The organism is Micromonospora sp. KC606 (assembly GCF_004348675.1).
In the GTDB taxonomy this organism is placed as follows: Bacteria; Actinomycetota; Actinomycetes; order Mycobacteriales; family Micromonosporaceae; genus Micromonospora.
In genome coordinates this window covers 1-25,373 of the sequence record NZ_SMKN01000068.1, presented here as the reverse complement: position 1 = coordinate 25,373, position 25,373 = coordinate 1, and the positions used below count along the sequence as shown (strand labels likewise).

Below are 25,373 nucleotides of genomic sequence, written 5' to 3'. Positions count from 1 at the left end.
CGTCGAGGAAGGCCCGGACCAGGATCTGGCGTACGTAGCCGTCGAGCACCTCGTGCCGGGAGATTCGGTGCCAGGCCAGGTAGAGCTTCGTGAACGCGGTCTGCACCAGGTCCTCCGCCCGGTGCCAGTCGCCACAGAGCAGGTACGCGGTGCCGCGCATCGCCTCCGACCTGGCCGTGAAGTACTCCGCGAACGCCGCGTCGCGGTCGCCCATGCCGTCCTCCAATCACCGATACCGGGATAGTCACGGCGGCTGCGGTGCCGGGGGTTGCACGACGCGACGAAATCGGCGCGGTGGCGGTCCACGGGCTGCGGACGACGGCAGGCCCGACACCGCTGGTTTGCCCGACCCGCCCGCCGCCATCGTCGCCTCCAGCGACCTGGTGGCTCGCCAGGCCGACGACTGGCGGACCAGGTGGCACCGGGGCGGCTACCCCGGATGAGCATGTCGGCGGCACGGACCGTGCCGCGCGACGAGAGGAATCGAGAGCCCGCGTGTCGAGTCCGCCACCGAACTGGTCGTCCGCGACAGCGCCGCGTCCCCCGGCCCGGCTGGCTGTCGGCTTCGGCCCGGCGTCGGCTCACCGTCCGCGCGACGCCGCCACGGCCCCGGGGACCGCGGCGGCGCGGTGGGTCAGCGCGTCTTGGGCAGGTCGAACTGGTCGGCGGCCTTGCAGTCCTTCTGTCCGCCGATCGCCTTCGGCCCGAGCCGGTCGAGTTCGGCCCTGGCCCGGGCGCGGCCCAGGTTCCAGGCGTACCACGGGTCCGGCTGGTCGAGGTCGTCGTCGATCCAGCTCAGCGTGCAGCGGCGGACCCGGTCGGGGAGCGTGACCAGCGCCGGGGTGGCGTCGGCGGAGAGCGCCCGCAGGTACCAGGCGTCGATCTTGCCGGTCTGCTCGTACCGGGCGATGTTGCGGCGGGCGGCGTAGTCCTCGGGGTTGAGCGTGGCCAACCCCAGCAGCATCGCCACGGCTAGGCCGACTGTGGCCCCGGGGATCCACCGCCCCCGCCAGCGAACGCCGGCCGCCAGGATCATCAGGAAGACCGCCCCGAGCAGCAGCTCGAACGCCATCACGAAGATCCGCTCACCGGTGAAGCTGTAGACCTTCTGGTAGGTGTACATCCGGGACAGCGCCGACACCACGATCACCACACTGAGCGCGCTGAGCAGGCCGAGCAGCACCCGCAGCAGAACGCGCTCCGCCGGGCGCTCCCGCAGCGCCCACCGGCTGACCCCACCGACGATCGCCAGGGTGAGCAGGGTGACGACCACGAGCTGCCAGAAACCGCTGCGGGCGTACTCGGCGTAGTTGAGCCCGGCGGTGCGCAGGACATGCCGCTGCCCACCGAAGAGCACGGTGAACTGCACCGCCACGAAGCCGACGAAGAGCGCCGTCAGCGCGGCGATGGCCGGGGCCCACTCGATGATGCCCCACCGGCGCTCGCCGGGCCGGTCCACTGTGGAGAGGTTCGGCGGGGCGGCCAGGGTGTAGACGGCGGCGACGGCGACCAGGCCGCCCGCCGTGGCCAGGAACACCCACCGGAACACGCCGCTCACGTTGATCTCCGGCACGACCACGCCGAGGACCTCGGAGAACGCGGCGTCGGCGGAGGAGAGCAGGCTACCGAAGACCAGCAGCACGAGCACGGTGGCGACCGTCGACCAACCCACTCGGCTGAACACCCCCGCGTCGGGAGCGGCCGTGAGATGCCGGCGCACCCACGGCAGCCCTCGGAAGGCCGCGAACGGGGCCGCGACCATGCTGTAGAGGATCGAGCGGACCAGCTTGCCCCCGATGATCGCCAGCGCCGCGCAGCCGAGCGCTCCGAGCACGCAGAAGGTCACCAGCCACCAGGCATTGCGGAAGGCGAGCACGGCCAGCAGCGCGAGCGCCGCCCCCGACCAGCCGGCTCGGACCAGACGTTCGGTGCGGGGCAACCCGGCGGTGCTGCGCCGTACCGCGACGATCACCGCGACGGTCAGCACGAGCCAGCCCAGGAACCAGCCGACACCGACCCGGCCCAGCGGGACGAGGGAGGCCACGCCCAACGCCCCGGCCGCGACGGCGGCGGGCGCCGCCCAGCCGGTGGCCGGTCTCGGGCCGGGCCAGCACCGCTGGAGGAAGCCCGGGGCCGGCGGGATCGGCCGGGGCGCCCAGGAGACCGGCGGCCCGCCGTACTGCAGTGCGGGTGACCCGTCGGGCGGCGTGGGTGCGGTGACCGGGCCGGGACGCGCCGGTGCGGTCGGACCGGCGACGGACGCCGGGCCGGCATCGGCGCTGGCCGGCGGCCTGGCAGCGGCATGTGCGGTCGCCCCGGCCGGCGTGCCGGCCTCGGTCGCCCCGGCCCCGGCGGCGTCGGTCACCCCGGTACCGGTTGCTCCGGCGGGGGCGGTTGTGGGGGTACCGGTCGACGGGTCCGGAGCCGACGTGGGTCGCGTCGCCGAGGCCTCGACGGCCGGGCCGCCCGGCTCGCCGGTTGGGCCGGCGACGGTGGCCGCCGCGGCCACGACGGGGACCACGGGGGCGGGGCCCGGGTCACCGGTCGCCGGCACCAAAGGTACGAACACCGCGAACCCGCGGGTGCCGGGTGGGACGGCGACCGGGATGGCCCACCCGGGCTGGCCCTCCGGGCCGGGCCAGACCAGGTTCGGCGGTGCGCCGTCCGCGGTCGGCATGACCAGCAGGTACGGCGTCGGGCCGGGGTTCGGTGGACGGTCGTTCCCGCCAGAGGGCGTGATGGCTCCGGGGGAGTCCGGTGGTGGCGGCTCGGACACGGCACGCTCCTTGATCAATGAGGTGTGGTCACTGTAGAGCCAACCCCGTCCGGCCCGCCGCCCCCGCAACCCCGGCAGGTGGCACAGCCCGGAGGTGGCGCGCCTGGGGCGCTGGCGGTGAACCTTTGCCGCCCGTCGTCCGTACCAGTGCCCGGGAGGTCCACCTTGAAGCCCGTACGTCGAGTGCTCGCCGTGGTCGCGGTCTGCGCCGCGACCGTCCTGCCGACCGCGGCGCCGGCCGCGGCGCACGGCGCGGCCACCAGCCCGGTCAGCCGCAACGCGGCCTGCGGCCCGGCCGGGGAGCACGCCTCGACACCGGCCTGCCGGGCCGCGCTGAAGGCCGGTGCGGCGCTGCGCGAGTGGGACAACATCCGGCAGTACGGCGTCGCCGGCCGGGACCGGGAGAAGATCCCCGACGGCGAGCTGTGCAGCGGCGGCCTCTCCGCGTACCGGGGGCTGGACCTAACCCGCGAGGACTGGCCGGCGACCGAGGTGACCGCCGGGGCGGGTTTCGCATTTCGCTACGCGGGCACCATCCCGCACGAGGGCACCTTCCGGCTCTACGCCACGCTGCCCGGTTACGACCCACGGAAGCGGCTCACCTGGGCGGACCTGTCGGAGCGCCCGTTCGTGACGGTGACCGACCCGCCGCTGCGCAAGGGCGCGTACGAGTTCACCGGGCGGTTGCCCGTCGGACTGACCGGTCGGCACCTGATCTACACGGTGTGGCAGAACTCCGACAGCGCCGACACCTACTACTCCTGCTCGGACGTGGATTTCGTCGAGCCGACGGCCGAGTCCCCGACCACCGACGTCACCGCTTCGCAGGTGCTGGCCGGGCCGCCCGGTTCGGCGGGCGTACCCGAGCCGACCGCCGTGCCCACGGGCACGACGGAGCCGGTGGTGACCGAGGCGGGCGGCGTACCGGTGGCGGCGGTGTCCCGGCTGCGTGACGACACCTACCTGATGGCGAGCGGGGCCGCGGCCGGCACGGTGCTGCTCGCCGCGATCGTGGTGTTGCGGCTGCGCCGGCCCAGCGCCCCGCCGCCGGGTCGCCCCTGTGGGGTACGCAACCACCGTGCCGGCCGCCGCCGCGTCTGGTGACGGCGGGTCGCCGGCGCCGGCTCAGCCGAGCAGGCGGTCGATCTCGGCCAGATCCTCGGCGGCGAGGTCCAGGTTGCCGGCCGCGGCGACGTTCGTCTCCAACTGGGCCACGCTGCTCGCCCCGATGATCAGGCTGGTCATCCGCGCGTCGCGCAACGCCCAGGCGAGCGCGAGCTGGGCGAGGGTCTGGCCGCGCCGTTCGGCGACCCTGCCGAGCCCCCGGATGGTGGTCAGCTTCTCCTCGGTCAGGTCGCTCTCGTTGAGGAACACGCTGGTGCGCACCCGGGAATCCTCGGGGACGCCGGCCAGGTAGCGGTCGGTGAGCAGGCCCTGGGCGAGCGGGCTGTACGCGATGCAGCCGGCGCCCACCCCGGCCAGGGTGTCGAGCAGGCCGTCGTCCTCGATCCGGCGGTTGAGCATCGAGTACCGCGGCTGGTTGATCAGCAGCGGGGTGCCCAGGTCACGCAGGATCGCCGCGGCCCGCGCGGTCTGCTCGGCGTCGTAGTTGGAGACGCCGACGTAGAGCGCCCTGCCGGAGCGGACGATCGCGTCGAGCGCGCCCATCGTCTCCTCCAGCGGGGTGTCCGGGTCGAAGCGGTGGGAGTAGAAGACGTCCACGTAGTCCAGGCCCATCCGGCGCAGCGACTGGTCCAGCGAGGCGACGAGGTTCTTGCGCGAGCCCCACTCGCCGTACGGGCCGGGCCACATCAGGTACCCGGCCTTGCTGGAGACCACCAGCTCGTCCCGGTACGGCTTCAGGTCGGTGGCGAGCATCCGGCCGAACGCCTCTTCGGCGGCACCGGGTGGTGGCCCGTAGTTGTTCGCCAGGTCGAAATGGGTGATCCCCAGGTCGAACGCGCGGCGGACGATGTCCTGCTGCCGCTCGAAGGGCCGGTCCGGCCCGAAGTTGTGCCACAGGCCCAGGGAGATGACGGGCAGCTTCAGCCCGCTCCGGCCGCTGCGCCGGTAGCTCATCGAGTGGTAACGGTCGTCGCTGGCGAGGTAGGTCACGCCAGAGACCCTAACCGCGCCCGGGGTGCAGCTCGTAGCGGAGCCGGGGCAGCTCCCGGTCGGTGGACGGGGAGACGGAGATGCCGGCCGGCGTGCGGGCACAACGGCGGGGGGTAGTTTCGGAGCCATGCGTTACGTCCGGCTCGACACCCCCAAGCCGATCTCGAAAATCGGCCTCGGCACGTGGCAGTTCGGCTCCCCCGAGTGGGGCTACGGCCCCGACTACGAGCGCCGGGCCGCCGAGATCGTGCGACGTGCGCTCGAGCTCGGGGTCACCCTCTTCGACACCGCCGAGCTGTACGGCTTCGGCCGCAGCGAGCGCATCCTCGGCGGGGCGCTCGGTGACGACCGGCGAAGGCCGTGGTGGCCAGCAAGATCTTTCCGCTGCTGCCGATCGCTCCGGTGGTGCAGCAGCGGGCGGTCGCCTCCGCGGCCCGGCTCGGTGTCGACCGTATCGACCTCTACCAGGTGCACCAGGCCAACCCGGTGGTCGGTGACACCACCACCATGAGCGGCATGCGCACCCTGCAGGACGTCGGGCTGGTCGGCGAGGTCGGCGTCAGCAACTACGGCCTGCGCCGGTGGCGGTTCGCCGAGGCCGCGCTGGGCCGCCGGGTGCTGAGCAACCAGGTCCGCTACAGCATGATCGACCGTGGCCCCGAGGAGGATCTGATCCCGTACGCGGAGCGGGCCGGCCGGCTCGTCATCGCGTACAGCCCGTTGGCGCAGGGGTTCCTCTCCGGACGCTACGACGCCACGAACCCGCCGAGCGGGGCGGTGCGCCGGGGCAACCCGTACTTCCTGCCGGAGAACCTGGCGCGCGGCACCGAACTCATCGCGACCCTGCGCGAGGTGGCCGACGCGCACGACGCCACGCCGAGCCAGATCGCGCTGGCGTACCTGCTGCGGCACCCGAACGTGGTGGCCATACCCGGTGCGTCCGGGGTGGAGCAGATGGAACGCAACGCGGCCGCCGCCGAGATCGACCTGGCCGACGACGAGTACGCCGCGCTGGTCGCCGCCGCGCGCGCCTTCCGTCCGGTCACCGGCCTGGCGGCCGTACCGCGGATGGTCCGCGCCCGGCTGCGCGCCCGCTGACCCGATCTCCCCGCAACGCCGTGCGCGGCACCACCGGGCCGGCGGGCGGCGGGAGCGGGCTGGACGGCATGCGGGAGCGGGTGCTCCTGCTCGGCGGGCAGCTCGACGCCGGCTCCGAGGGGAGCACTGGCGGGTCCGAGCCACCCTGCCCGCACCGAGAATGGCGACCGCGTGACCGTCGACGTGCTGATCGTCGACGACGACGAACTGGTCCGGATCGGCCTGCGGGCGATCGTGAACGTCCAGTCGGACCTGCGCGTGGTGGGCGAGGCGGCGCACGGGGGCGGGACCGCCCCCGGGCGGTGCGGAAATTCTGAGCTAGCGTGGGTCGGGTGACTGCGCCCAACCAGGCTCTCCCGGTCCCGCCCGCCGACCTGCCGGGCACACTCGGCGCGCTGAAGGCCGCCGGGCACGAGTACAAGACCGTCAAGCGGGAACTCCGTGCCAACCTCCTCGCCCGGATGCGGACCGGCGAGGACCGCTTCCCCGGCATCGTCGGCTACGACGACACCGTCCTGCCGGAGGTCGAGCGGGCCCTGCTCGCCGGCCACGACATGGTGCTGCTCGGCGAGCGCGGCCAGGGCAAGACCCGGCTCATCCGCTCGCTGGTGGCGCTGCTCGACGAGTGGACACCGGTGATCGACGGCTCGGTGCTCAACGAGCACCCGCTGCACCCGCTCACCCCCGCCTCCCGGGCGCTGGTCGCCGAGGCCGGCGACGACCTGGCGGTCGACTGGCTGCACCGCTCGGTACGCTACGGCGAGAAGCTGGCCACCCCCGACACCAGCGTCGGTGACCTGATCGGCGACGTCGACCCGATCCGGCTGGCCCAGGGGCGTACCCTCGGCGACCCGGAGACCATCCACTTCGGGCTGGTGCCCCGCGCCAACCGGGGGATCTTCGCCGTCAACGAGTTGCCCGACCTGGCCGAGCGGATCCAGGTGGCGCTGCTCAACGTGCTGGAGGAGCGGGACATCCAGGTCCGCGGCTACCAGCTGCGGCTGCCGCTGGACCTGTTCCTGGTGGACAGCGCCAACCCGGAGGACTACACCAACCGGGGACGGATCATCACCCCGCTCAAGGACCGGTTCGGCGCGGAGATCCGTACCCACTACCCGGTCGACGTGGACCTGGAGCTGGCGCTCGTCCGGCAGGAGGCCGACCTGGTCGCCGAGGTGCCCGAGCACGTGCTGGAGGTCCTCGCCCGGTTCGCCCGGGCGGTACGCGAGTCGCCGTCGGTGGACCCGCGCTCCGGCGTCTCCGCCCGGTTCGCCATCGCCGCCGCGGAGACGGTTGCCGCCGCCGCGCTGCGCCGCTCCGGCCTGCTCGCCGGTTCCGCCTCCGAGGAGGCGCGCGGCGAAGCTCCGGTCGCCCGCGTCGGCGACGCCGTCTCCGTCACCTCGACCCTGCGCGGCAAGGTGGAGTTCGAGAGCGGCGAGGAGGGGCGGGAGATCGAGATCCTGGCGCACCTGCTGCGCACCGCCACCGCCGAGACGTTCCGGGCCCGGCTGGCCGGGCTGGACCTGTCCGGCTTCACCGCCCTGGTCGCGGAGGGCGCCGTGATCGAGACAGGTGAGCTGGTCTCCTCGGCCGAGCTGCTGCGTCAGGTCGGCACCGTGCCCGGACTGGCGAAGGCGCTGGACCGGCTCGGCCTGGGCGACGCGCCCACCCCCGAGCAGGCCGCCGCCGGTGTCGAGTTCGTGCTCGAAGGGCTGCACCTGACCCGCCGCCTCGGCAAGGACGTCACCGAGTCGGGGCGGACCGTCTACGGCGGCCGGGGCTGACGGGTGGCCGGCAACCGGTCCCGGTACGGCCAGTGGCGCGGCGGGCCCGACCCGCTCGCCCCGCCGTACGACGTGCGGGCCGCGGTGGACGAGGTCGGCGCGGAGGTCCTCGCGGGCGGCAGCCTGCGCGAGGCGCTGCGGAACCTGCTGCGGCGCGGCCCGCAGGGCCGGGGCGGCCTGGACGACCTGACCGCCCGGGCCCGGAGGCTGCGCCGGGAGGCGCTGCGCCGTGGCGACCTGGACGGCACCGTCACCCGGGCCCGGGCCCTGCTCGACCAGGCCCTCGCGGCGGAGCGCGACGAGCTGCGGGGCCGGGACGACGACGAGGCGCGCTTCGCCGAGACGGTGTTGGACAATCTGCCCGGTTCCACCGCCCGGGCGGTGGCGGAGCTGTCCTCGTACCAGTGGGCCAGCGCGGAGGCGCGGGCCACGTACCAGCGGATTCTCGACGGACTGCGCGGCGAGGTGCTGGAGCAGCGGTTCGCCGGGCTGCGCGACGCGGCGCGGGCCACCGCCGACCCGCAGGTGCAGCGGCAGCTCGCCGGGATGATGCGCGACCTGAACGACCTGCTGGCCCGGCACGCCCGCGCCGAGGACACCACCGACGCGTTCGCGGAGTTCATGCGCCGGCACGGCGAGTTCTTTCCGGAGCGGCCGAAGGACGTCGACGAACTGGTCGACGTGCTGGCCCGCCGCTCGGCGGCCGGCGAGCGGCTGTTGCGGTCGCTGTCGGAGCGGCAGCGCGCGGAGCTGGCCGGGCTGATGCGCCAGTCCCTCGGTGACCGGCTGGCCGGGGAGCTGACCGCGCTCGACGCGCACCTGCGGGCGTTGCGGCCCGACCTGAACTGGCGGCGCGGGGAGCGGGTCCGGGGCGAGCAGCCGCTCGGCTACGGCGAGGCCACCGGCGCGCTCGGTGAGATCGCGGAGCTGGACGAGCTGCTGGACTCTCTGGACCAGGGGCATCCCGGGGCCACCCTGGACGACGTGGACGTCGAGGCGGTCACCCGGACGCTGGGTCGGGACGCCGCCGACGACGTACGCCGGTTGCGGGAGCTGGAGCGGGAGCTGCGCCGCCAGGGCTGGGTGGCGCGGGACTCCGACGGGCTGACGCTGAGCCCGAAGGCGCTGTGCCGGCTCGCCGGCACGGCGCTGCGGAAGGTCTTCGCCGACCTGACCGCCGGCCCGCGCGGCCAGCACGACCTGCGGGCGGCCGGCGCGGCCGGCGAGGTGAGTGGCGGGTCCCGCCCGTGGGAGTACGGCGACGAGCAGCCGCTGGACGTGGTGCGTACCCTCTCCCGCGCGGTACGCCGGGCCGGCCCGAGGGTGCCGGTGCCGCTCGCGGTCGAGGACTTCGAGGTGGCGGAGACCGAACGGCGGTCGTCGGCGGCGGTGGCGCTCTGCGTCGACCTGTCGTACTCGATGGTCTCGCAGGGTCGCTGGGGGCCGATGAAGCAGACGGCGCTGGCGCTGTCGCACCTGGTGGCGACCCGGTTTCCGCAGGACGCGTTGCAGATCGTCGGGTTCGGCCTGGAGGCGACGACGCTGTCCCGGCAGGAACTGGCGGCGGTGGAACCGGACCTCCAACAGGGCACCAACCTCCAGCACGCGCTGCGGTTGGCCGGGCGGCACCTACGCCGGCACCCGGGCGCGGAGCCGGTGGTGCTGGTGGTCACCGACGGGGAGCCGACCGCCCACCTGGACCCGGACGACGGGCAGGCGTACTTCCACTGGCCGCCGCTGCCGGAGACGATCGAGGCCACCGTCCGCGAGGTGGACCGGCTGACCCGGTACGGCACGACGCTCAACCTGTTCATGCTCGGTGACGACCCGGGCCTGCGCCGGTTCGTCGACGCGGTGGCCCGCCGCTCGAAGGGCCGCATGTTCACCCCCGACGTCGCCGACCTGGGCGAGTACGTCGTCTCCGACTACCTGCGCGCCCGGCGGGGCCGCCGCTGACCCGTCCGGGTGATCCCGCCCGCCGTGCCGGTGGCGTCCGGCCCGGGGCACGTTGACTGGGGCCATGGACAGCGGCGGCCTGCGGCGGGCGTACGAGGAGCTGCTCGCCGAGGTGGCGGCGGGCGGGTTCGGGCCGCCGCCGGCGGGGCACCTCAGCGCCGAGCAGATCGTGGCGCATCTGGTCGCCAACGACGAACTGATGAGCGAGGCGACCGAGGCGGTGCTGGTCGGCTCGCCGTTCGCCTACTACGACCTGGAGTCCGTCCACCGCGGGGAGCTGGACGCGCTGGTCGTCGAGTACGGCGGGCTGGCCGGGCTGGCCGTCCGGCTGCGGGCCACCAGCGGCGGCCTCTGCGCGTTGGTGGAGCGGCTGGGCCCGACCGCTGACACGCCGGTCGAGACGCACCTGCGCGAGGGCTTCGACCTGCGGGTGGACGAGCCGCTGCCGTGGTCACGCACCCTGGACCTGCACACCCGCGTCCACCTGCCCAAGCATCTGGCCCAACTGCGGATGCTGCGGGCCGCCGGCGGGGGCGTGGTGGCACCCGTCCGTTGAGGCCGCCCGCTGGCCGGGTGACGGCGACCGGGGATGACCGGTCAGCTGACCGTCCACTGTTGCGGGGCGGCGCTGGTGCAGGGGACCTGGCGCAGTTCGGCGCCGGCATTGAGGTCGCCGTCCTTCGGCTGGGCGCACTTGCCGGAGTGCAGCGCGACCATCAGCATCGGCCCGCCGCTGCCGCCGATCAGTCGCCACTGCTGGTTGGCCTGGCCGTGGCAGGGGAACTGGAGCAGCTTCGCGCCGTCGTCGCCGCTGCCGGCCTCGACGTCCAGGCACTGGCCGTGTGCCGCGTTGGTCAGGGTGTACACGTCGGGTGCGACCTGGTTGACCACCCACTGCTGCTCCGGCCCGCCGGTGCACGGGGCCAGTTCGGCCTCGGCCATCTCGCCGTCGCCGTCGGTGCCGACGCAGAGCCCGGAGGCCGCGGAGCGCAGCACCTTCGGCCCGGTCAGCGGCGCCCGCGGCGGCGGGCTGCTCGGCGACGCGGAGGGCGACGGCGAGGCCGAGGTCGGCGCCGGCTCGGGGCTCTCGGACGCCGGTTCGCCGGGCGAAGAGGCGGGAACGGGCACGGCCGCGGCCGGCGTCACCGGGGGTTCGTCGTCGCCGCCGAGCACGCCGGTGGCGAAGAAGATCCCAAGCAGGACGCCGACCAGCCCGGTGGCGAGCGCGACCCGCAGCAGCGGGTCCCGGGGCAGACCGGGGCGGGCGGCCCGGCGGCCCGCGTAGACGGTGCCGGACGGGTCGTGGTGTGCGTCGGGGACGGACATTAGGGCATAGTGACCCACCGACCGGGTCGGCGGCCACCCGGCCCACCCGGTGGTGACCCAGTCGACGACCGCGACCTTCTTCCCGGCCACCGAGGTGACGTGGATGTCCGGTCGCCAGGCGCGAAAACGGCCACCGTGGACATCCCGCGAGAAGTGCGTGCGACGCGTAAGGTGACCTCATGCGCGCTCTGCGTGATCATGGGCAGGCGGTGGCGACGTTGCGGCGGTCGTACGCGGCCGTGCCACCCGGGCAACCCGTACGCCTCGCCAAACGAACCTCCAACCTCTTCCGCCCCCGGGCCGCCGTCGGCGCCCCCGGGCTGGACGTCTCCGGCCTCGACGGCGTGCTCGCCGTCGACCCACGGTCCCGCACCGCCGACGTGCAGGGCATGTGCACCTACGAGGATCTCGTGGACGCCACCCTGCCGTACGGGCTGATGCCGCTGGTCGTGCCGCAGCTGCGCACGATCACCCTGGGCGGTGCGGTCACCGGCCTGGGCATCGAGTCGACGTCGTTCCGTAACGGTCTGCCGCACGAGTCGGTGACCGAACTGGACATGCTCACCGGCGCCGGTGACCTCGTCACCGCCCGCCCCGACGGGGAGCACGCCGACCTCTTCGCGGCCTTCCCCAACTCGCTGGGCAGTCTCGGCTACGCCACCCGGCTGCGCATCGAGCTGCAACCCGTACGGCACGCGGTGGTGCTGCGCAACGTGCGGTTCGCCCGGCTGGAGGAACTGACCGACGCGGTCGGCGAGGTGATCCTCAAGGGCGAGTGGGAGGGGCAACCGGTCGACGCGATGGACGGGGTGATGTTCAGCCCCGGTGAGGCGTACCTGGTGCTCGCCACCTTCACCGACGACGCGCCCGGGCTGAGCGACTACACCGGCCAGGACATCTACTACCGCTCGCTGCGCGGGCGCACCCGCGACGCGCTCACCACGTACCACTACCTCTGGCGCTGGGACACCGACTGGTTCTGGTGCTCGTCGGCGTTCGGCGTACAGCACCCGGTCATCCGCCGGCTCTGGCCGGCGCGGTGGCGGCGCAGCGACGTCTACCACCGGCTGGTCCGCCTCGAGCACCGGCACCGGGTGGCGGCCCGGGTGGACCGCTGGCGCGGGCGGCCTGCCCGGGAGCGGGTGGTGCAGGACGTGGAGATCCCGCTGGAGGGGACGGCCGAGTTCCTGCGCTGGTTCGCCCGGCGCGTGGGGATGACCCCGGTCTGGCTCTGCCCGCTGCGGCTGCGGGAGCCGGCCGGGCCCGGCTCGGCTCGGGCCTGGCCGCTGTACCCGCTGCACCCGGGGCGCAGCTACGTGAACATCGGTTTCTGGGGAAGTGTGCCGATCGCCGAGGGTGCGGCGGACGGCGACGTCAACCGCTCGATAGAGCGGGCGGTGTCCGAGGCGGGCGGCCACAAGTCGCTCTACTCGGACGCGTACTACGACCGGGAAGCGTTCGACCGGCTCTACGGCGGTGACGTCTGGCGTGCCGTGAAGGACCGCTACGACCCGGATCACCGGCTCACGGGACTGTACGAGAAGGCGGTAGCACGAAGATGAGCCTCACCGATCGGGAACAGGGGGCGGCGGCCACGCCGGAAGTGCCGCCGGCGAGGGGCCGGCGTCCGGGGACGACCGTGGCGGATGTGATCCGCGCGGTCACCGCCGGGGACCTGCCGGTCCGCATCACGGCGTACGACGGCAGCGCGACCGGTCCGGCCGACGCCGGGATCAGCCTGGTCATCCGCTCCGAGCGGGGCCTGTCGTACCTGCTCACCGCGCCCGGCGACCTGGGCATGGCTCGGGCGTACGTCAGCGGTGACCTGGGTCTGGAGGGAGTGCATCCGGGCGACCCGTACGAGGCGTTGCGGGTGCTCAAGGACGAGTTGCGGCTGCGGGCGCCGTCGGTGGCGGAAGGGCTGGCCCTGGTGCGCGGGCTGGGTTGGGAGCGGCTGCTGCCGCCACCACCTCCGCCCCAGGAGGCGCAGCCGCGCTGGCGGCGGGTGATGACCGGGCTGAGGCACTCCCGGACCCGGGACAGCTCCGCGATCGCACACCACTACGACGTGTCGAACGCCTTCTACGAGAAGGTGCTCGGCCCGTCGATGACGTACACCTGCGCGGTCTACCGCAGCCCCACCGACTCCCTGGAGCAGGCGCAGGCGGCCAAGTACGACCTGGTCGCCGGCAAGCTGGCGTTGCGGCCGGGGATGCGGCTGCTGGACGTCGGGTGCGGCTGGGGCGGCATGGTCCGGCACGCGGCCCGCGAGTACGGCGTGCGGGCCCTCGGGGTGACCCTGTCCCGGGCGCAGGCGCAGTGGGCGCAGGCGGCGATCGAGCGGGAGGGGTTGACCGGGTTGGCCGAGGTGCGGCACCTCGACTACCGGGACGCCCCGCGCGAACAGTTCGACGCGGTTTCCTCGATCGGGCTGACCGAGCACATCGGGGTGCGCAACTATCCGGCGTACTTCGGGGCGCTGCGGGAACGGCTGCGCCCGGAGGGTCGGCTGCTGAACCACTGCATCACCCGGGCCGACAACCGGGCCCCGCACCGGTCCGGAGCCTTCATCGACCGGTACGTCTTCCCCGACGGTGAGCTGGCCGGGCCGGGCCGGCTGATCGGCGAGATCCACGACGTCGGCCTGGAGGTGCACCACGAGGAGAACCTGCGCCAGCACTACGCGCTGACGTTGGCGGCCTGGTGCCGCAACCTGGTGGAGCACTGGGATTTCTGCGTCGCCGAGGTGGGTCAGGGTCGAGCCCGGGTCTGGGGGCTGTACCTGGCCGGGTCACGGCTGGCCTTCGAGACCAACGGCATCCAGTTGCACCAGGTTCTCGCCACCCGCAACGGGTCGCAGGGCGTGAACGGCTACCCGATGCGTCCCGACTGGACGCCGTGAGCCGTGGACACCGGCCATGCCGTGAGGTGGACACCGGCCATGCCGTGAGGTGGACACCGGCCATGCCGTGAGGTGGACACCGGCCATGCCGTGAGGGTTCGACGAACGCCGCGCCGTCCGGCGCGGCCTTCGTCGAACCCGTTGACAAAATCAGTTTTTACGTACAGGATTGTTTTTGCTATGAGAGACGTCCTGTACCTGGATCAGATCGAGCAGGCTGAGATCCTGCTCAAGCCGCAGCGCGTGGAGGTGCTCCGGCAGTTGGCCGAGCCCCGCACCTGCACCGAGGTCGCCGCCCGGCTGGAGCAGACGCCGCAGCGCGTCTACTACCACGTCAAACAGCTGGTGGCTGCCGGCCTGGCCGAGCAGGTCGACAGTCGCAAGGTGCGCGGCATCAGCGAGGGCATCTACCAGGCCGCCGCCCGGTCGTACTGGCTCTCGCCCCGGCTGGTCGGCCGGGTCGGCGGGCTGCGCCGGGCCCGGGACGAGCTGAGCCTCGGCTACCTGCTCGACCTGATGGAGGAGGTTCAGGCGGACGTCGCCGCGCTCGACCGGACCGCGCCGGAGCTGCCCTCTGTCGGGGTCTCCGGCGAGATCCGGGTGCCGGCCGAGCGCCGGCAGGAGTTCCTGCGCGACCTGCAGTCCACGCTGCAGGACCTGTTCACCCGCTACGGGGGCACCGAGGGGGACGCCTTCAAGCTCGCCGTTGCCTGCTATCCCAAGGGGGAAACCCGTGACTGATCCGATGAAGATCGTCGTCCGGCTCGCCGCGCCGGTCGAGGCGGCGTGGCGGGCGCTGACCGACCCGGCCGCGCTGCGCGCCTGGCTCACCGAGCACGCCGAGGTCGAGCTGCCTCACCGGTACGAGTTCTGGGGCCGCCACACGCCCGAGGGTGACGCGCCGCACCAACGGCTGCTGCACGCCGGCGACCACACCCTTCGTTTCGCCTGGCTGCTCGACGGGGTGGAGACCACCAGTGAGCTGTCGCTGGCCGCCGAGACGCCGGAGAGCACCCTGCTCACCCTCACCCAGAGCCACTTCCGGATGGCCGAAATGTTCGACGGCAGCAGCATTCGGGGCGTGCTCCAGACCTGGTGGAGCCTGGCGCTGGCCAACCTCAACGCGTACCTGGAGGGGCGGGAGCCGATGCCACGTACCGACTTCACCTCCGCCGAGCTGCGCGGCGAGCTGCTGATCGCCGCCCCGGTCGACAAGGTGTGGCAGTCGCTGATCGACTCCGAGCAGGCCAGCGCCTGGTTCGGGTACCCGATCGGGATCGAGCCGTGGGTCGGCGGCCGGTACGCCATGGGCGGCCTCGACGCCCCGGGCGCCGCGAAGATCGTCGATTTGGAGCCGGAGCGGAAGCTCGTTGTGGACTGGGGACCGATGGGGGTCGGCACCTGGGAGCTGGACGGCTCCGACGGGAAGACCAAGCTGACCTTCGTGTCGAGCGGCTTCGACGAGGACAACCCGCCGTACCCGGGCTGGACGGGGACCCTCGCCGGCCTGTCCGAGCTACGCCGCTACCACGAGATGGCCGACTGGCAGCCGATCTGGGTGCAGGAGGACGTCCCCGCCGGTGCCTGACCGCTGCCGGTGTGGGCCGTGGACACGGCCCACACCGGCGTGCGGCACCGACACCCTCGAACCCGGTGTTCGACGCCGGGCCTGGCCGGGGTGTGGGGCTCGCGGTGTGGGCCACCCGTCGGCCCGGCCCCCGCCGGGCGGGTACTCACCCGGTCGGGACGCGGACCTCCGGTTGCGCCGCCACGTGCTTCACAGCGGCGGCGCCGGGCGCTGGGGAAACAGGTCGGTTCCGCATCGTGCCGGTGCGGGCGTGGGTCGCGTACACCGTCAGACCCACGAAGGTCAGACCGCCCACCAGGTTCCCGATGACGGTCGGGATCTCGTTCCAGACGAGGTAGTCCATGACCGAGAAGTCGCCCCCGAGCATCAGTCCGGACGGGAACAGGTACATGTTCACGACCGAGTGCTCGAACCCCATGTAGAAGAAGACCAGGATGGGCATCCACATGGCGATCACCTTGCCGGAGAGGCTCGTCGACATCATCGCTCCGACGACGCCGGTGGAGACCATCCAGTTGCAGAGCACGCCCCGGATGAAGAGGGTCAGCATGCCGGCGGCACCGTGTTCGGCGTAGCCGACCGTACGACCTTCGCCGATGTTGCCGATCGCCTGACCGACGTCGTTCGGTTCGGCGGTGAAGGCGAAGGTGAAGGTCACGGCCATCATGAGGGCGACGGTGAGGGCTCCGGCGAAGTTGCCGACGAAGACGAGACTCCAGTTGCGCAGCACCGAGCGGAACCGCACGCCGGGGCGCCTGTCTATCAGTGCCAGGGGAACCAGGGTGAACACGCCGGTCAGGAGGTCGAACCCGAGTAGGTACAGCATGCAGAACCCGACCGGGAAGAGGATGGCCCCGACGACAGGCTCACCCGTCTTCACGGTGATCGTGACGGCGAACGCCGCGGCCAGGGCGAGGATCGCGCCGGCCATGTACGCGCGGATCAAGGTGTCCCGAGCGGCCATGAAGACCTTCGCCTCGCCCGCGTCGATCATCTTGACGGCTAGGTCTCCTGGCTTCACATACGACATGACGTCGCTCCTTCGCGATGGACCAGGTGGGGGCAGCGGGACCTGTCGGACCGTGACGAGCCCGGTGCTCGACCGAGTCTGTGAACCCTGGATTCCCACCGTGTTGCGAAGGGTGAATGATCCGGTCACGTAGAGCTCACTTGTCCATGACCGCGAATGAACGCAAGGCGTAACCTGGCCGTAACATTCAGTGTGGTTCTGCCGGGGATCGCCGTCAGGGACGGCGGCGTCCGCAGGAGACTCCGTATGTGTCGCGCATGCGCAACGTCGGCGTTGTCGGACGGGACGGGCCCCGGCGCCCCACGGATCCCCGGGGCCGTCAGCGACGCGGCCCGCCGGAGCGGGGCCCCGATCCGGAGACTCCCACCCAAGGAATTCCCGTCGGCGTGATCCGCGTGCGTGCTGGCTTATCGTCTGATGTCGGCGGCCAGGAGGCCGGCCGCGTCGTCGAAAGGTGCCCGAGGTTGTCCCCGGGTGACGAGAACCCGCCGGTCCGGCGGGTCCACCGGATCACCGGCCGACACGGGTGGATCATGTCATCGTCACCCCGACCCGGCGAGGCGGTTACCGAGGAGGCCAGCGATGCCCCGCGACGACTGGAAGGGTGTCGTCAACCAGATCCTCTACGGGTTGATCTTCACCCGGGTCCTGGACGAGGTCGCCGCGAGCCGGATGGCCGACGCCATGGTCGAGCGACGGAGCCTCGCGGCCGGCCCGCGCGTCTACGCCGCGGCGATCGCCCAGGCCCGGCGGCACCGCGGTCCGCTCACCGACGAGCTGCCGACGCCACACACGGAGGAGGCGTTCCGTGCCTATCTGGAACTGCTCGCCACCGAACTCGACTCCCGCCGCCCCTGGCGACGGACCACTTCCTGAGATCCGGGATTCAACCGTCGCCGGTGGGGTACAGGCCGGCGATGTTCTTCATCTTCGGACTCCGCACGACGGTGAGCCGGTCGGGGGTGGCCACCGCCGTCTGCCGCAACTGCGGCAACCTGGCCGCCCAGGTGGTCACGCGCCGGTCCACGAAGTTCACCCTCTTCTTCATCCCACTGATCCCGGTGCGGACCCGCTACGTGCAGCAGTGCTCGTTCTGCGGCGCCGAGTACGCCATCTCCGAGGACGAGGCGCGTCGCCTTCCGGTCGGCTGAGGCGATGGCACGCTTCCTCTGCTGGCTGATCGGCCGGCAACCCGTCGAACCGCCGGTGGCGCCCGTGCACACCGTGCCCCGGCCGCCCTGCACCCCGGGCCGTCGCCGGCGCCGCCGTAGTCGGCCGCTCGCCGGGGCGCGGCTGCCCCGATCGCCCTGGAACCGGTCGGCTGAGCGCTGACCTGGCGCTGACTGCCGTGCTGGTCGACCGCCCGCGTCCGGGCCGAACCGGCGGTGAGCGCCTATCCTGGCGGATCGTGACGAGCACCGCGCAGCGCCTGGCCGCCATCCGGGGTGACGTGCCGCCGAAACGGCACAACGCCCGCACCATCGCCGCGCTCAGCGGCAACCCGGGCTGCGCCCGTCGGGCCGTGCTGGACGGCGCCGGGGTCGACAAGCCGAAGCTGGCCGAGCGGATCGGTTTCCCGGCCCGCTTCGGGCAGTCCCGCTTCGCCATCGCGCGGGGCAACGCGTTCGAGGCGCAGGTGAAGGCCGACGGCGGGGTGGAGCTGCTGCGGCTGGTCGCGCAGCGGCTGGGCGTACCGGTGCCGCAGCGGGCGGACTGGACGGACCTGGGCGGCGACGATGCCCTGCCGGACCGGCAGGAGCGGTCGCGCCGGGCGTTGACCGCCACCGGGCCGGATGCGGCGCTGTTCGACCACCCGCTGCTCGGGCTGAACGTCGCCGGGCAGCGGGTGTACCTGGAACCGGACCTGGTCGCCGCCCGCCTCGGTGGCCGGTTCCACGTGGTCGAGATCAAGTCGTTTCCCGTGATCGACGGCCAGGCCGACCCGGCGAAGGTGGCCGCCGCCGCCATCCAGTCGGCCGTCTACGTGCTGGCCCTGCGCGAGCTGCTGGCCGGCCAGGGGCAGGATCCGGAGCTGGTCTCCCACGACGTGGTGCTGGTCTGCCCACGCGACTTCGCCAACCGGCCGATGGCCAGCCTGCTCGACGTGCGCAAGCAGTTGCTGGTGCTGCGTCGGCAGCTCGAACGGATGGCCCGGCTGGACGTGCTGCTGGCCGCCGTGCCGCCGGACTTCACCGCCGACCCCGCCGCCGACACGACCACGCTGACCGCCGCGCTGCGCACCGTCGAGGCCCGCTACGCGCCGGAGTGCCTGGCCACCTGCGAGCTGGCGTACTTCTGCCGGGACGAGGCGCGCGGCCACACCGGGGCGCTGGGCCGCGCGGTGCGGGAAGCACTCGGTGGGGTCGAGGAGGTGTCCGAGGTGCTCGCCCTGGCGACCGGCGAACGCGCCGCGTTACCGGAGCGGGCCGAGGCCGCCGCCCTGCTGCGGGCCGCGGCCCGGCTGCGCGCCGACGCCCTCGCCGGAGACCCCGCGTGAGCGCGCCCGGCGTGCTCGCCCCGGCGGCGCAGACCGGACGGGCGGCGTGAGTACCCTCCGCGCGCTGGCCAAGGCGCAGGCCGTCGCCACCGGGGTGGCCCAGCCGGTGGCCACCGTCCGGCACCTGCACCTGGCCGAGCGACCGCTGGTGCTGGTGCCGCTGGCGCTCGCCGGCGAGGCGAACGCCCCGCTGGCAACACTGGTCGGCACGGCCCCGGACACGGCGCGGCTGCTGGTCGTGCCGCAACCCCGCAACCGGGACCAGCGTTTCCGGTTCGCCGCCGAACTGGCCACGGTCGTGCTGCCGTACCTGGCGCGGTACCACACGGTGTCCGAGGCGGTGCCGGTGGACCGGGGCCGGGACGTCCGGCACCGGTACGTGGACGCGCCGCAGCTGCTGGTGCCGAACCCGGCCGGGGTGACGTTCCTGCGGCTGCTCGGCCGCTCCACACGGTTCCGTCGCCCGGACGGCGAGCATCCGGTGCACCCCGACGTGCCGCTTCTCGGGCGCTGGCTGACCTTCCTGGCCGAGCGGGCCGAGCAGCCCGGCTCGTCGGCGCTGGTGGCGCTGACCGACGCGCTGACCCTGCACTGGGCCACCGGGCAGAGCACCGTGGAGGACCAGCATCTGCCGGCGCTGCTCGGCTGGATCGACCCGCCGGCCGGGTCCACCGGGGCGCAGGCGGCGGCCAGGGCCGAGGATCCGCGAGTCTGCCCGCCGGCCGGCCCGGCCACCGACCCGGACTTCGACAACCGGGTGCTCGCCCCGGCCATCGCCGCGTACGCGCGGACCGAGGACGACCCGGCCGCCCGCGCGGCGGCGTACGCGGAGCTGGAACGGGTGCTGCGCGACCAGCTCGCGCCCACCTGGGAGCTCATGTGGCGCGGCGTGGGGCTGCTGCGCGCCCTGCCGCCGGGGGCGCGGGTGGCGGCCCGCTGGGACGGCGACAAGGACGCCTTCACCGGCCACACCGAACACCTCGACGCCGCAGGCGGCCCGCAGCCCCGGCGCGACGGCGCGGTGGCGGCCGCCGTGCGGCTGCACCGGCTGGAACGCGCCCTGGCCTCGTACGCGGTGCAGCGCGCCTACGACGACCCGCTCGTCATGGCCGAGCACCGGTTGACCGGTGAGGCGTTCGTCGGCGACGTGGTTCTGGCAGACCCGAAGCGGGTGGACGACAGCGGCCGGCGTCCGGTGCTGCGCCCGCGCATCCAGGTGGTGACCACCGAGCCGGTGCTGGTGCCGGCGGGGACGACGCTGTTCTCCCCGGCGCGGCCGGCGCAGAAGGCGAAGGTGGTGTTCCTGACCCCGGCGGCCGACGGCAAGACCGAGGTGGTGCTGGAGCTCTCCGGCGGGATGGGGCGCGGGTTGACCGCACCGCCCGGGACGGTGCCCGAGGTGGGGGAGCGGCTCTGCCTGACCACGCTCTCCGACGGGTTCCTGCCGGCGGGGGCGTTCCCGGCCCCGGAGGAGACCCCCTGGACGCACGGCGGCCCACCGACGTCCACGGCGGAGCGACCGACCGACGGCGACGCGGCGGAGGACTGGTCCTGACGCCTGGCGCGGCGGCGCAGCCGACCTGACGTCCGCAGGGGGCCGGTCGGCTCTGGCGGGGCGCACGGGCGGTGGCTAGGCTTCGGTGGTTCGCCCGTCCGTGACCGGTCCTCAGCCTTGAGGTGCGCACAGGAGAGGGAGCCGGAGCGATCACCGTGCAGCCCGAGGCCGTCACACCACTACCTGCCGCACCACTACCTGCCGCACCGCTGCGCCGCGCGGGGGTGGCCGTCGCGGCGGCGGTGGTGCTCGTCGAGGCGCTCTGGCTGCTGGCGGGGCTGCCGGACGCGGCGCTCGCCAGCGACCTGGGCGCGATCACGGTGGCCAGCCTGGCCGCCACCGGCTGCGCGAGCGCGGCCCGCCGGCATCCCACCCCACTACGTCGGTTCTGGGTGCTGCTCGCGGTCACGATGGGCCTCGCCGCAGCCGGCCGTACGGTGTGGGCGGCCGGGCGTCTCGGCAGCGACGAGCTGCCGCACACCGCGCTGGTCGGCGGGATCTTCACCGCCAGCATCATCACCGGCACCGCCGCGCTGCTCTGCTCGTTGTCGGCTCCCCGCAGCCGCGTCGGTCAGGCCCGCGCCCTGCTGGACGGGGTGATCGTCGGGCTCGCCCTGGTCCCGGTCGGCTGGGTGGTGGTGTTCCACGACATCACCGCCGCCGATCTAACCGATCCGCTGCACGGCTACGGTTTGCTCTACCCGATGCTCGACCTGATGCAGTTGACCGTCCTGGTCGCGGTGGCCGGCCCGACCCGGCCGGTGTGGCGGCCGATGACGCTGATCGGGGTGAGCCTGGCCGTCCGGTCCGTGGCCGACGTGGTCTACGTCTCGCTCGTCGTGGGCGGCAGCTACGCCCCCGGGCACCCGGTCGACCTGTGCTGGCCGCTGAGCTACCTGCTGATCGGGGTGGCGGCGGTCCACCCGCCGCCGCCGACCTGCGCCGGCGCCACCGAAATCGGTGAGTCACCGCTGCCGCCGTGGTGGCGGGTGGCCCTGCCGTACGTGCCGGTGGGTGGGGCGATCGTCGCCGTGGTGCTGGCGCGCCGCCCGACCGGGCAGACCCCGCACCTGATCTTCATCGGCATGATGACGCTGCTGGGGGCGCTGGCGATGCGCCAGGGCCTGGCCGCCAACGAGAACCTGCGGCTGGTCGCCCGGCTGCGCCAGTTGGCGTACGCCGACCAGCTCACCGGCCTGCCGAACCGGTTGATGTTCACCCGGCGGTTGCGCCGGGCCCTGCGCGACGGGCCGCCGGTCGCCGTGCTGATCCTCGACCTGGACGGGTTCAAGCAGGTCAACGACCGGTTCGGGCACGCCACCGGGGACACCCTGCTGACCAGCATCGCCGGCCGGATGCGGGCGGCGGTCGGCGACGACGGCACCGTCGCCCGGCTCGGCGGTGACGAGTTCGCGGTGCTAATCGACGGCGGCCGGCCGGTCGCCCCGGAGCGGCTCGCCGAGCGGCTGCTCACCGCCCTGCAACCGTCACCCGGTGAGGAGGACGTCGGCATACACCCGTCGGCCAGCATCGGCATCGCCGAGTACGGCCCGCAGCACGCCTCCCACACCGATCTGCTGCGCGACGCCGACATCGCGATGTACGCGGCGAAAGCGGCCGGGAAGGCCGCCTACCGGGTCTGTACGCCGGCGCTGCGCGAGTCGGCGGTGACCCGGGCGGAGCTGATCGCCGACCTGCGCCGGGCGGTCGACGAGCGGCAGTTGCACCTGGACTACCAGCCGATCGTCGACCTGGCCACCGGCCAGGTGCGCAGCGCCGAGGCGCTGGTCCGCTGGCGGCATCCCCGGCTGGGGCTGCTCAACCCGGCGGCGTTCCTGCCGCTGGCGGAGGAGACCGGGCTGGTGGTGCCGCTGGACCGTTGGGTGATCCACGAGGCGTGCCGGGCTGCCGCGACCTGGCGGCAGCGGGTGCCGGATGCGACGGTGGCGGTGAACATCGCGGCGGCACATTTGCGCCGACCGGATCTCATCGCCACGGTCACCGCCGCCACGGCCGGCGCCGGCCTGGCTCCCCGCGCGTTGACCCTGGAGCTGACCGAGTCGGCGTTGATCGACGGCAGCGAGGCCGTGCTGGAACGCCTCGCGCAGCTGCGCGAGCTGGGCATCCGGATCGCCATCGACGACTTCGGCACCGGCTACTCGTCGTTGAGCTACCTGCACCGCATCCCGGCCACCGAGCTGAAGATCGACCGCTCGTTCGTGGCCCGGCTCGACTCCGACACCCGCGCGTACGCCACGGTGGAGATGGTGACCCGGTTGGCCGGGGCGTTCGACCTGGCGGTGGTGGCCGAGGGGGTGGAGACCGAGGGGCAGCACGCGGCGGTCACGGCGATCGGCTGCGTCCACGGCCAGGGCTACCGCTACGGCCGCCCCGGCGCACTCACCACCCTCCACCGCACTCCCGCCTGATCTTTCGGGCAAGGGCGGCGGGCCGGCGGAGAATCGGGGTTGACCCTCACGCAGCGGGAGGCGGGAGCCTTGGTCGCGGAAGGGAGGGAACCCATGACGTACACGGTGGGGCAGGTGGCGAAGGCGGCCCGGGTGACGGTCCGGACGCTGCACCACTACGACGAGATCGGGCTGCTGTCGCCCAGCGGACGCACCGCGGCGGGCTACCGCCGCTACGACGACGCGGACCTGGAGCGGCTGCAGCTGATCCTCTGGTACCGGGAGTTGGGGTTCCCGCTGGAGGAGATCGCGGCGATCCTCGACGACCCGGACGCCGACCCGGTGGCGCACCTGCGCCGGCAGCACGAGCTGCTCAACGGCCGGATCGGCAAGCTCCAGGAGATGGTCGCCGCGATCGAGATGGCGATGGAGGCGAAGAGGATGAACATCAGGCTCACCCCGCAGGAGCGGTTCGAGGTCTTCGGCGACTTCGACCCGGATGCGCACGCCGAGGAGGTGGAGCAGCGCTGGGGCGACACCGACGCGTACCGGGAGTCGGCCCGTCGGACGGCCAGCTACTCGAAGGAGGACTGGCTGCGGAACAAGGCGGCCAACGAGGACTGGGGCCGCCGCTTCGTGGCGGTGATGGCCTCGGGGGCGCCGGCCGACTCGGCAGAGGCGATGGCGTTGGCCGAGGAGCACCGGCGGCTCATCACCGAGTGGTTCTACGACTGCTCGTACGAGATCCACACCTGCCTGGCGGACACGTACGTGGCGGACCCACGGTTCACCGCGTACTTCGAGACACTCGCGCCGGGCATGGCCGCCTACCTCGCCGAGGCGATCCGCGCCAACGCGATCGCCCGCGACTGACCCGCTACACGCCACCGTGCCGGGCCCTGGTGAACCGATCGGTCCACCAGGGCCCGCGCCCCTGACCCGCAGCGGGCGGTGGCTCATCCGAGGTGATCACCCGATCGGGTGAAAGGAGCCTGGTGCCGGTTCCGTCGGTGCTGGTCGGCTGTTAACCCGTACGACACCCCGATTGGTGGCTCGCGCGGCGGAGGAGTCGGCGTGGCAGAAACTGATTCGACGGGTTCCACCTGGCGCTACAACTGGGCGGGTAGGCAGAACGAGCGCCGGCAGCGCCGCCACCGCGAGGCCGAGGCGGCCTGGCGGCGGCACGACGACGAGCTGCGGCGGCTGCGTACCCTCGCCCTCGACCTGCGCGGCTCGACGGCGGCGGGCCGTGGCCTTCCCCTGGCGCTCGACCACGGCGAGAAGGTGCTCCGGGCCTGGCCCGCCGCCCAACTGGTCGAGCTGCGGCACACCATAGTGCTGCCCGCCCCCGAGCTGACCGTCGAGCCGCACCCGGCGCCGCTGCGGCACCGGCCCCCCGACGGGGTCCGGGCCGTCGACGCCGGAATGGCCGTGGTCACCAACCGTCGCCTGGTGTTCCTCGGCGGCAGCGGCCGGCGCGACTGGGCGTACGGGAAGATGACCGGGTTGTCCCACGACCCGGCGGCCCCGGTGACGCTGATCGAGGTCCTCGACCGCAAGCGGACCACCGGCCTGCGCCTGCCGGCCCCGGCGGCGGTCGACTTCCGGTTCGTGCTCACCCTCGCCTTCGCCGACGCGATCGAGCAGCGTGACACCGTGCTCGCGCAGCTCGACGAGCTGATCGCCGAACACGACCAGAACCGGCCGTTCCGTCCGGCGATCGCCACCCCGGGCCAGGCCCGGCTCACCGCCCGGATTCCCGGCGGGCGTCGCACCGTGGTCGTCGCGGCCGCGCTCACCCTGGCCGTGCCGGTGGCCGTCCTGGACTCGGACCCGCCGGTGCGCTCCGCCGCCGAACGGGCCGTCGCCGCCACCCCCGCCACGTCGACCACGCCGAAGGCCAAGCCGGTGGCGAAACCCCGGCCCTCGCCGTCGGGCGACGCCGCGCCCCGCGAGCGGCGCTGCGGCGCCCCGGCCAACCCGATGGGGTACGACTTCTGCGCCGGTGAGCGGATCCGCCGCCCCGACCACCGGATCTGCGACCACTTCGACTGCGTACGGGACTTCTGGTCCGGACGCGGCTACCTGGTGCAGTGCCGGGACGGGTCGGTCAGCCTGACCGGCGGGCGGCGCGACGCCTGCGCCGACCACAGGGGCGTACGGCGCACCGTGTTCACCTGATCCGGCCCTGCCGCCCCGACTCCGTGCCCGGCGGTCGACCTCGGCGGGACGTGGTCGACTCCGTCTGCGCCAGGTCGCGCTCTCTCCCGGCGTGGACAGCGCAAGGTGCCGCAGTTGGAGTAGATTTCCGTTCCCGGTGGGCGGGTGGGCTCGGGCC

21 protein-coding genes and 2 pseudogenes are annotated in these 25,373 nt (G+C 73.5%); 18 read left to right on the top strand and 5 right to left on the bottom strand.

Translation table 11 applies throughout. From position 1 onward, the window contains the following. Together E1193_RS15570 and E1193_RS33790 are read right to left on the bottom strand one after the other, a co-directional pair. Nucleotides 1-214, bottom strand: a 214-nt coding sequence (locus E1193_RS15570; protein ID WP_279433348.1) for a sigma factor, incomplete at its 3' end; no start/stop codon positions are given. Between the two features lie 420 nt (nt 215-634). Then, nucleotides 635-2,776, bottom strand: coding sequence for a DUF4153 domain-containing protein (locus E1193_RS33790; RefSeq protein ID WP_279433347.1), 2,142 nt, complete (start codon nt 2,774-2,776; stop codon nt 635-637). A gap of 165 nt (nt 2,777-2,941) precedes the next feature. Here E1193_RS33790 and E1193_RS15560 point away from each other — a divergent pair, with 165 nt between their 5' ends. Then, nucleotides 2,942-3,880 carry a lytic polysaccharide monooxygenase gene (locus E1193_RS15560; protein WP_132183917.1) on the top strand — a complete coding sequence of 313 codons (939 nt, stop codon included), beginning with the start codon at nt 2,942-2,944 and terminating at the stop codon, nt 3,878-3,880. A gap of 21 nt (nt 3,881-3,901) precedes the next feature. On the opposite strand, the gene mgrA is transcribed toward E1193_RS15560, so the two are convergent. Then, nucleotides 3,902-4,891 (bottom strand): L-glyceraldehyde 3-phosphate reductase, encoded by a 990-nt coding sequence (mgrA, locus tag E1193_RS15555; RefSeq protein WP_132183916.1) that lies wholly within the window; start codon nt 4,889-4,891, stop codon nt 3,902-3,904. Between the two features lie 127 nt (nt 4,892-5,018). Between mgrA and E1193_RS33785 the strand changes: the two are divergent. The 6 genes and pseudogenes from E1193_RS33785 to E1193_RS15530 all read left to right on the top strand — a co-directional run. Next, nucleotides 5,019-5,180 (top strand): annotated as a pseudogene (locus tag E1193_RS33785) (aldo/keto reductase); the annotation flags it as partial. 74 nt (nt 5,181-5,254) lie between these two features. Beyond that, nucleotides 5,255-5,989: an aldo/keto reductase gene (locus E1193_RS15550; protein WP_279433346.1), complete on the top strand. Its 735-nt coding sequence runs from the start codon at nt 5,255-5,257 to the stop codon at nt 5,987-5,989. A 171-nt stretch (nt 5,990-6,160) separates the two neighbouring features. After that, nucleotides 6,161-6,271 (top strand): annotated as a pseudogene (locus E1193_RS15545) (DNA-binding response regulator); the annotation flags it as partial. A 41-nt stretch (nt 6,272-6,312) separates the two neighbouring features. Continuing rightward, a complete protein-coding gene (locus E1193_RS15540) occupies nt 6,313-7,773 on the top strand; it encodes a magnesium chelatase (RefSeq protein ID WP_132183915.1) in 1,461 nt (486 codons plus the stop codon). Between the two features lie 3 nt (nt 7,774-7,776). After that, nucleotides 7,777-9,729 (top strand): VWA domain-containing protein, encoded by a 1,953-nt coding sequence (locus E1193_RS15535; protein WP_132183914.1) that lies wholly within the window; start codon nt 7,777-7,779, stop codon nt 9,727-9,729. Nucleotides 9,730-9,793: 64 nt separating this feature from the next. After that, the gene (locus tag E1193_RS15530) at nt 9,794-10,285 is read left to right on the top strand and encodes a hypothetical protein (protein ID WP_132183913.1); all 492 of its coding nucleotides are present in this window, start codon (nt 9,794-9,796) and stop codon (nt 10,283-10,285) included. A gap of 41 nt (nt 10,286-10,326) precedes the next feature. Here E1193_RS15530 and E1193_RS15525 read toward each other — a convergent pair whose 3' ends face one another. Next, nucleotides 10,327-11,055, bottom strand: a complete 729-nt coding sequence (locus tag E1193_RS15525) for an RICIN domain-containing protein (protein WP_132183912.1) — start codon at nt 11,053-11,055, stop codon at nt 10,327-10,329. Between the two features lie 179 nt (nt 11,056-11,234). Between E1193_RS15525 and E1193_RS15520 the strand changes: the two genes are divergently transcribed. The 4 genes from E1193_RS15520 (at nt 11,235) to E1193_RS15505 (ending at nt 15,545) form a co-directional block, all read left to right on the top strand. Further along, a complete protein-coding gene (locus tag E1193_RS15520) occupies nt 11,235-12,617 on the top strand; it encodes an FAD-binding oxidoreductase (protein ID WP_132183911.1) in 1,383 nt (460 codons plus the stop codon). Continuing rightward, nucleotides 12,614-13,957, top strand: a complete 1,344-nt coding sequence (locus E1193_RS15515) for a class I SAM-dependent methyltransferase (RefSeq protein WP_132183910.1) — start codon at nt 12,614-12,616, stop codon at nt 13,955-13,957. The genes E1193_RS15520 and E1193_RS15515 overlap by 4 nt, the downstream gene beginning before the upstream one ends. Nucleotides 13,958-14,137: 180 nt before the next feature. Next, nucleotides 14,138-14,698, top strand: a complete 561-nt coding sequence (locus E1193_RS15510) for a helix-turn-helix domain-containing protein (protein ID WP_132183909.1) — start codon at nt 14,138-14,140, stop codon at nt 14,696-14,698. Beyond that, nucleotides 14,691-15,545 (top strand): SRPBCC domain-containing protein, encoded by an 855-nt coding sequence (locus E1193_RS15505; RefSeq protein WP_132183908.1) that lies wholly within the window; start codon nt 14,691-14,693, stop codon nt 15,543-15,545. Before E1193_RS15510 ends, E1193_RS15505 begins: the two co-directional genes overlap by 8 nt. A 145-nt stretch (nt 15,546-15,690) precedes the next feature. Here E1193_RS15505 and E1193_RS15500 read toward each other — a convergent pair whose 3' ends face one another. Then, on the bottom strand, nt 15,691-16,575 hold the full coding sequence (locus E1193_RS15500) for a formate/nitrite transporter family protein (RefSeq protein ID WP_132183907.1): 885 nt from the start codon (nt 16,573-16,575) through the stop codon (nt 15,691-15,693). Nucleotides 16,576-17,157: 582 nt separating this feature from the next. Between E1193_RS15500 and E1193_RS15495 the strand changes: the two genes are divergently transcribed. The 7 genes from E1193_RS15495 to E1193_RS15465 all read left to right on the top strand — a co-directional run bounded on the left by E1193_RS15495 (nt 17,158) and on the right by E1193_RS15465 (nt 25,216). Continuing rightward, nucleotides 17,158-17,451 carry a hypothetical protein gene (locus tag E1193_RS15495; protein WP_132183906.1) on the top strand — a complete coding sequence of 98 codons (294 nt, stop codon included), beginning with the start codon at nt 17,158-17,160 and terminating at the stop codon, nt 17,449-17,451. Nucleotides 17,452-17,492: 41 nt separating this feature from the next. Next, on the top strand, nt 17,493-17,726 hold the full coding sequence (locus tag E1193_RS15490; RefSeq protein ID WP_132183905.1) for a zinc-ribbon domain-containing protein: 234 nt from the start codon (nt 17,493-17,495) through the stop codon (nt 17,724-17,726). A gap of 257 nt (nt 17,727-17,983) precedes the next feature. Beyond that, nucleotides 17,984-19,072, top strand: a complete 1,089-nt coding sequence (locus tag E1193_RS15485) for a hypothetical protein (protein ID WP_132183904.1) — start codon at nt 17,984-17,986, stop codon at nt 19,070-19,072. Nucleotides 19,073-19,118: 46 nt separating this feature from the next. Continuing rightward, nucleotides 19,119-20,627, top strand: coding sequence for a hypothetical protein (locus E1193_RS15480; RefSeq protein WP_132183903.1), 1,509 nt, complete (start codon nt 19,119-19,121; stop codon nt 20,625-20,627). Between the two features lie 155 nt (nt 20,628-20,782). Next, on the top strand, nt 20,783-23,056 hold the full coding sequence (locus E1193_RS15475) for an EAL domain-containing protein (RefSeq protein WP_207922716.1): 2,274 nt from the start codon (nt 20,783-20,785) through the stop codon (nt 23,054-23,056). Nucleotides 23,057-23,149: 93 nt separating this feature from the next. Beyond that, nucleotides 23,150-23,908, top strand: coding sequence for a MerR family transcriptional regulator (locus E1193_RS15470; RefSeq protein WP_132183902.1), 759 nt, complete (start codon nt 23,150-23,152; stop codon nt 23,906-23,908). 201 nt (nt 23,909-24,109) lie between these two features. Continuing rightward, on the top strand, nt 24,110-25,216 hold the full coding sequence (locus tag E1193_RS15465; RefSeq protein ID WP_132183901.1) for a hypothetical protein: 1,107 nt from the start codon (nt 24,110-24,112) through the stop codon (nt 25,214-25,216). Nucleotides 25,217-25,373: the final 157 nt, after the last annotated feature.

Excerpts from the sequence above, each read along its gene's own strand:
- E1193_RS15530 (WP_132183913.1), top strand. The coding sequence starts at position 9,794 with ATGGACAGCGGCGGCCTGCGGCGGGCGTACGAGGAGCTGCTCGCCGAG.
- E1193_RS15525 (WP_132183912.1), bottom strand. The coding sequence starts at position 11,055 with ATGTCCGTCCCCGACGCACACCACGACCCGTCCGGCACCGTCTACGCG.
- E1193_RS15520 (WP_132183911.1), top strand. The coding sequence starts at position 11,235 with ATGCGCGCTCTGCGTGATCATGGGCAGGCGGTGGCGACGTTGCGGCGG.
- E1193_RS15515 (WP_132183910.1), top strand. The coding sequence starts at position 12,614 with ATGAGCCTCACCGATCGGGAACAGGGGGCGGCGGCCACGCCGGAAGTG.
- E1193_RS15510 (WP_132183909.1), top strand. The coding sequence starts at position 14,138 with ATGAGAGACGTCCTGTACCTGGATCAGATCGAGCAGGCTGAGATCCTG.
- E1193_RS15500 (WP_132183907.1), bottom strand. The coding sequence starts at position 16,575 with ATGTCGTATGTGAAGCCAGGAGACCTAGCCGTCAAGATGATCGACGCG.
- E1193_RS15495 (WP_132183906.1), top strand. The coding sequence starts at position 17,158 with ATGCCCCGCGACGACTGGAAGGGTGTCGTCAACCAGATCCTCTACGGG.
- E1193_RS15490 (WP_132183905.1), top strand. The coding sequence starts at position 17,493 with ATGTTCTTCATCTTCGGACTCCGCACGACGGTGAGCCGGTCGGGGGTG.
- E1193_RS15470 (WP_132183902.1), top strand. The coding sequence starts at position 23,150 with ATGACGTACACGGTGGGGCAGGTGGCGAAGGCGGCCCGGGTGACGGTC.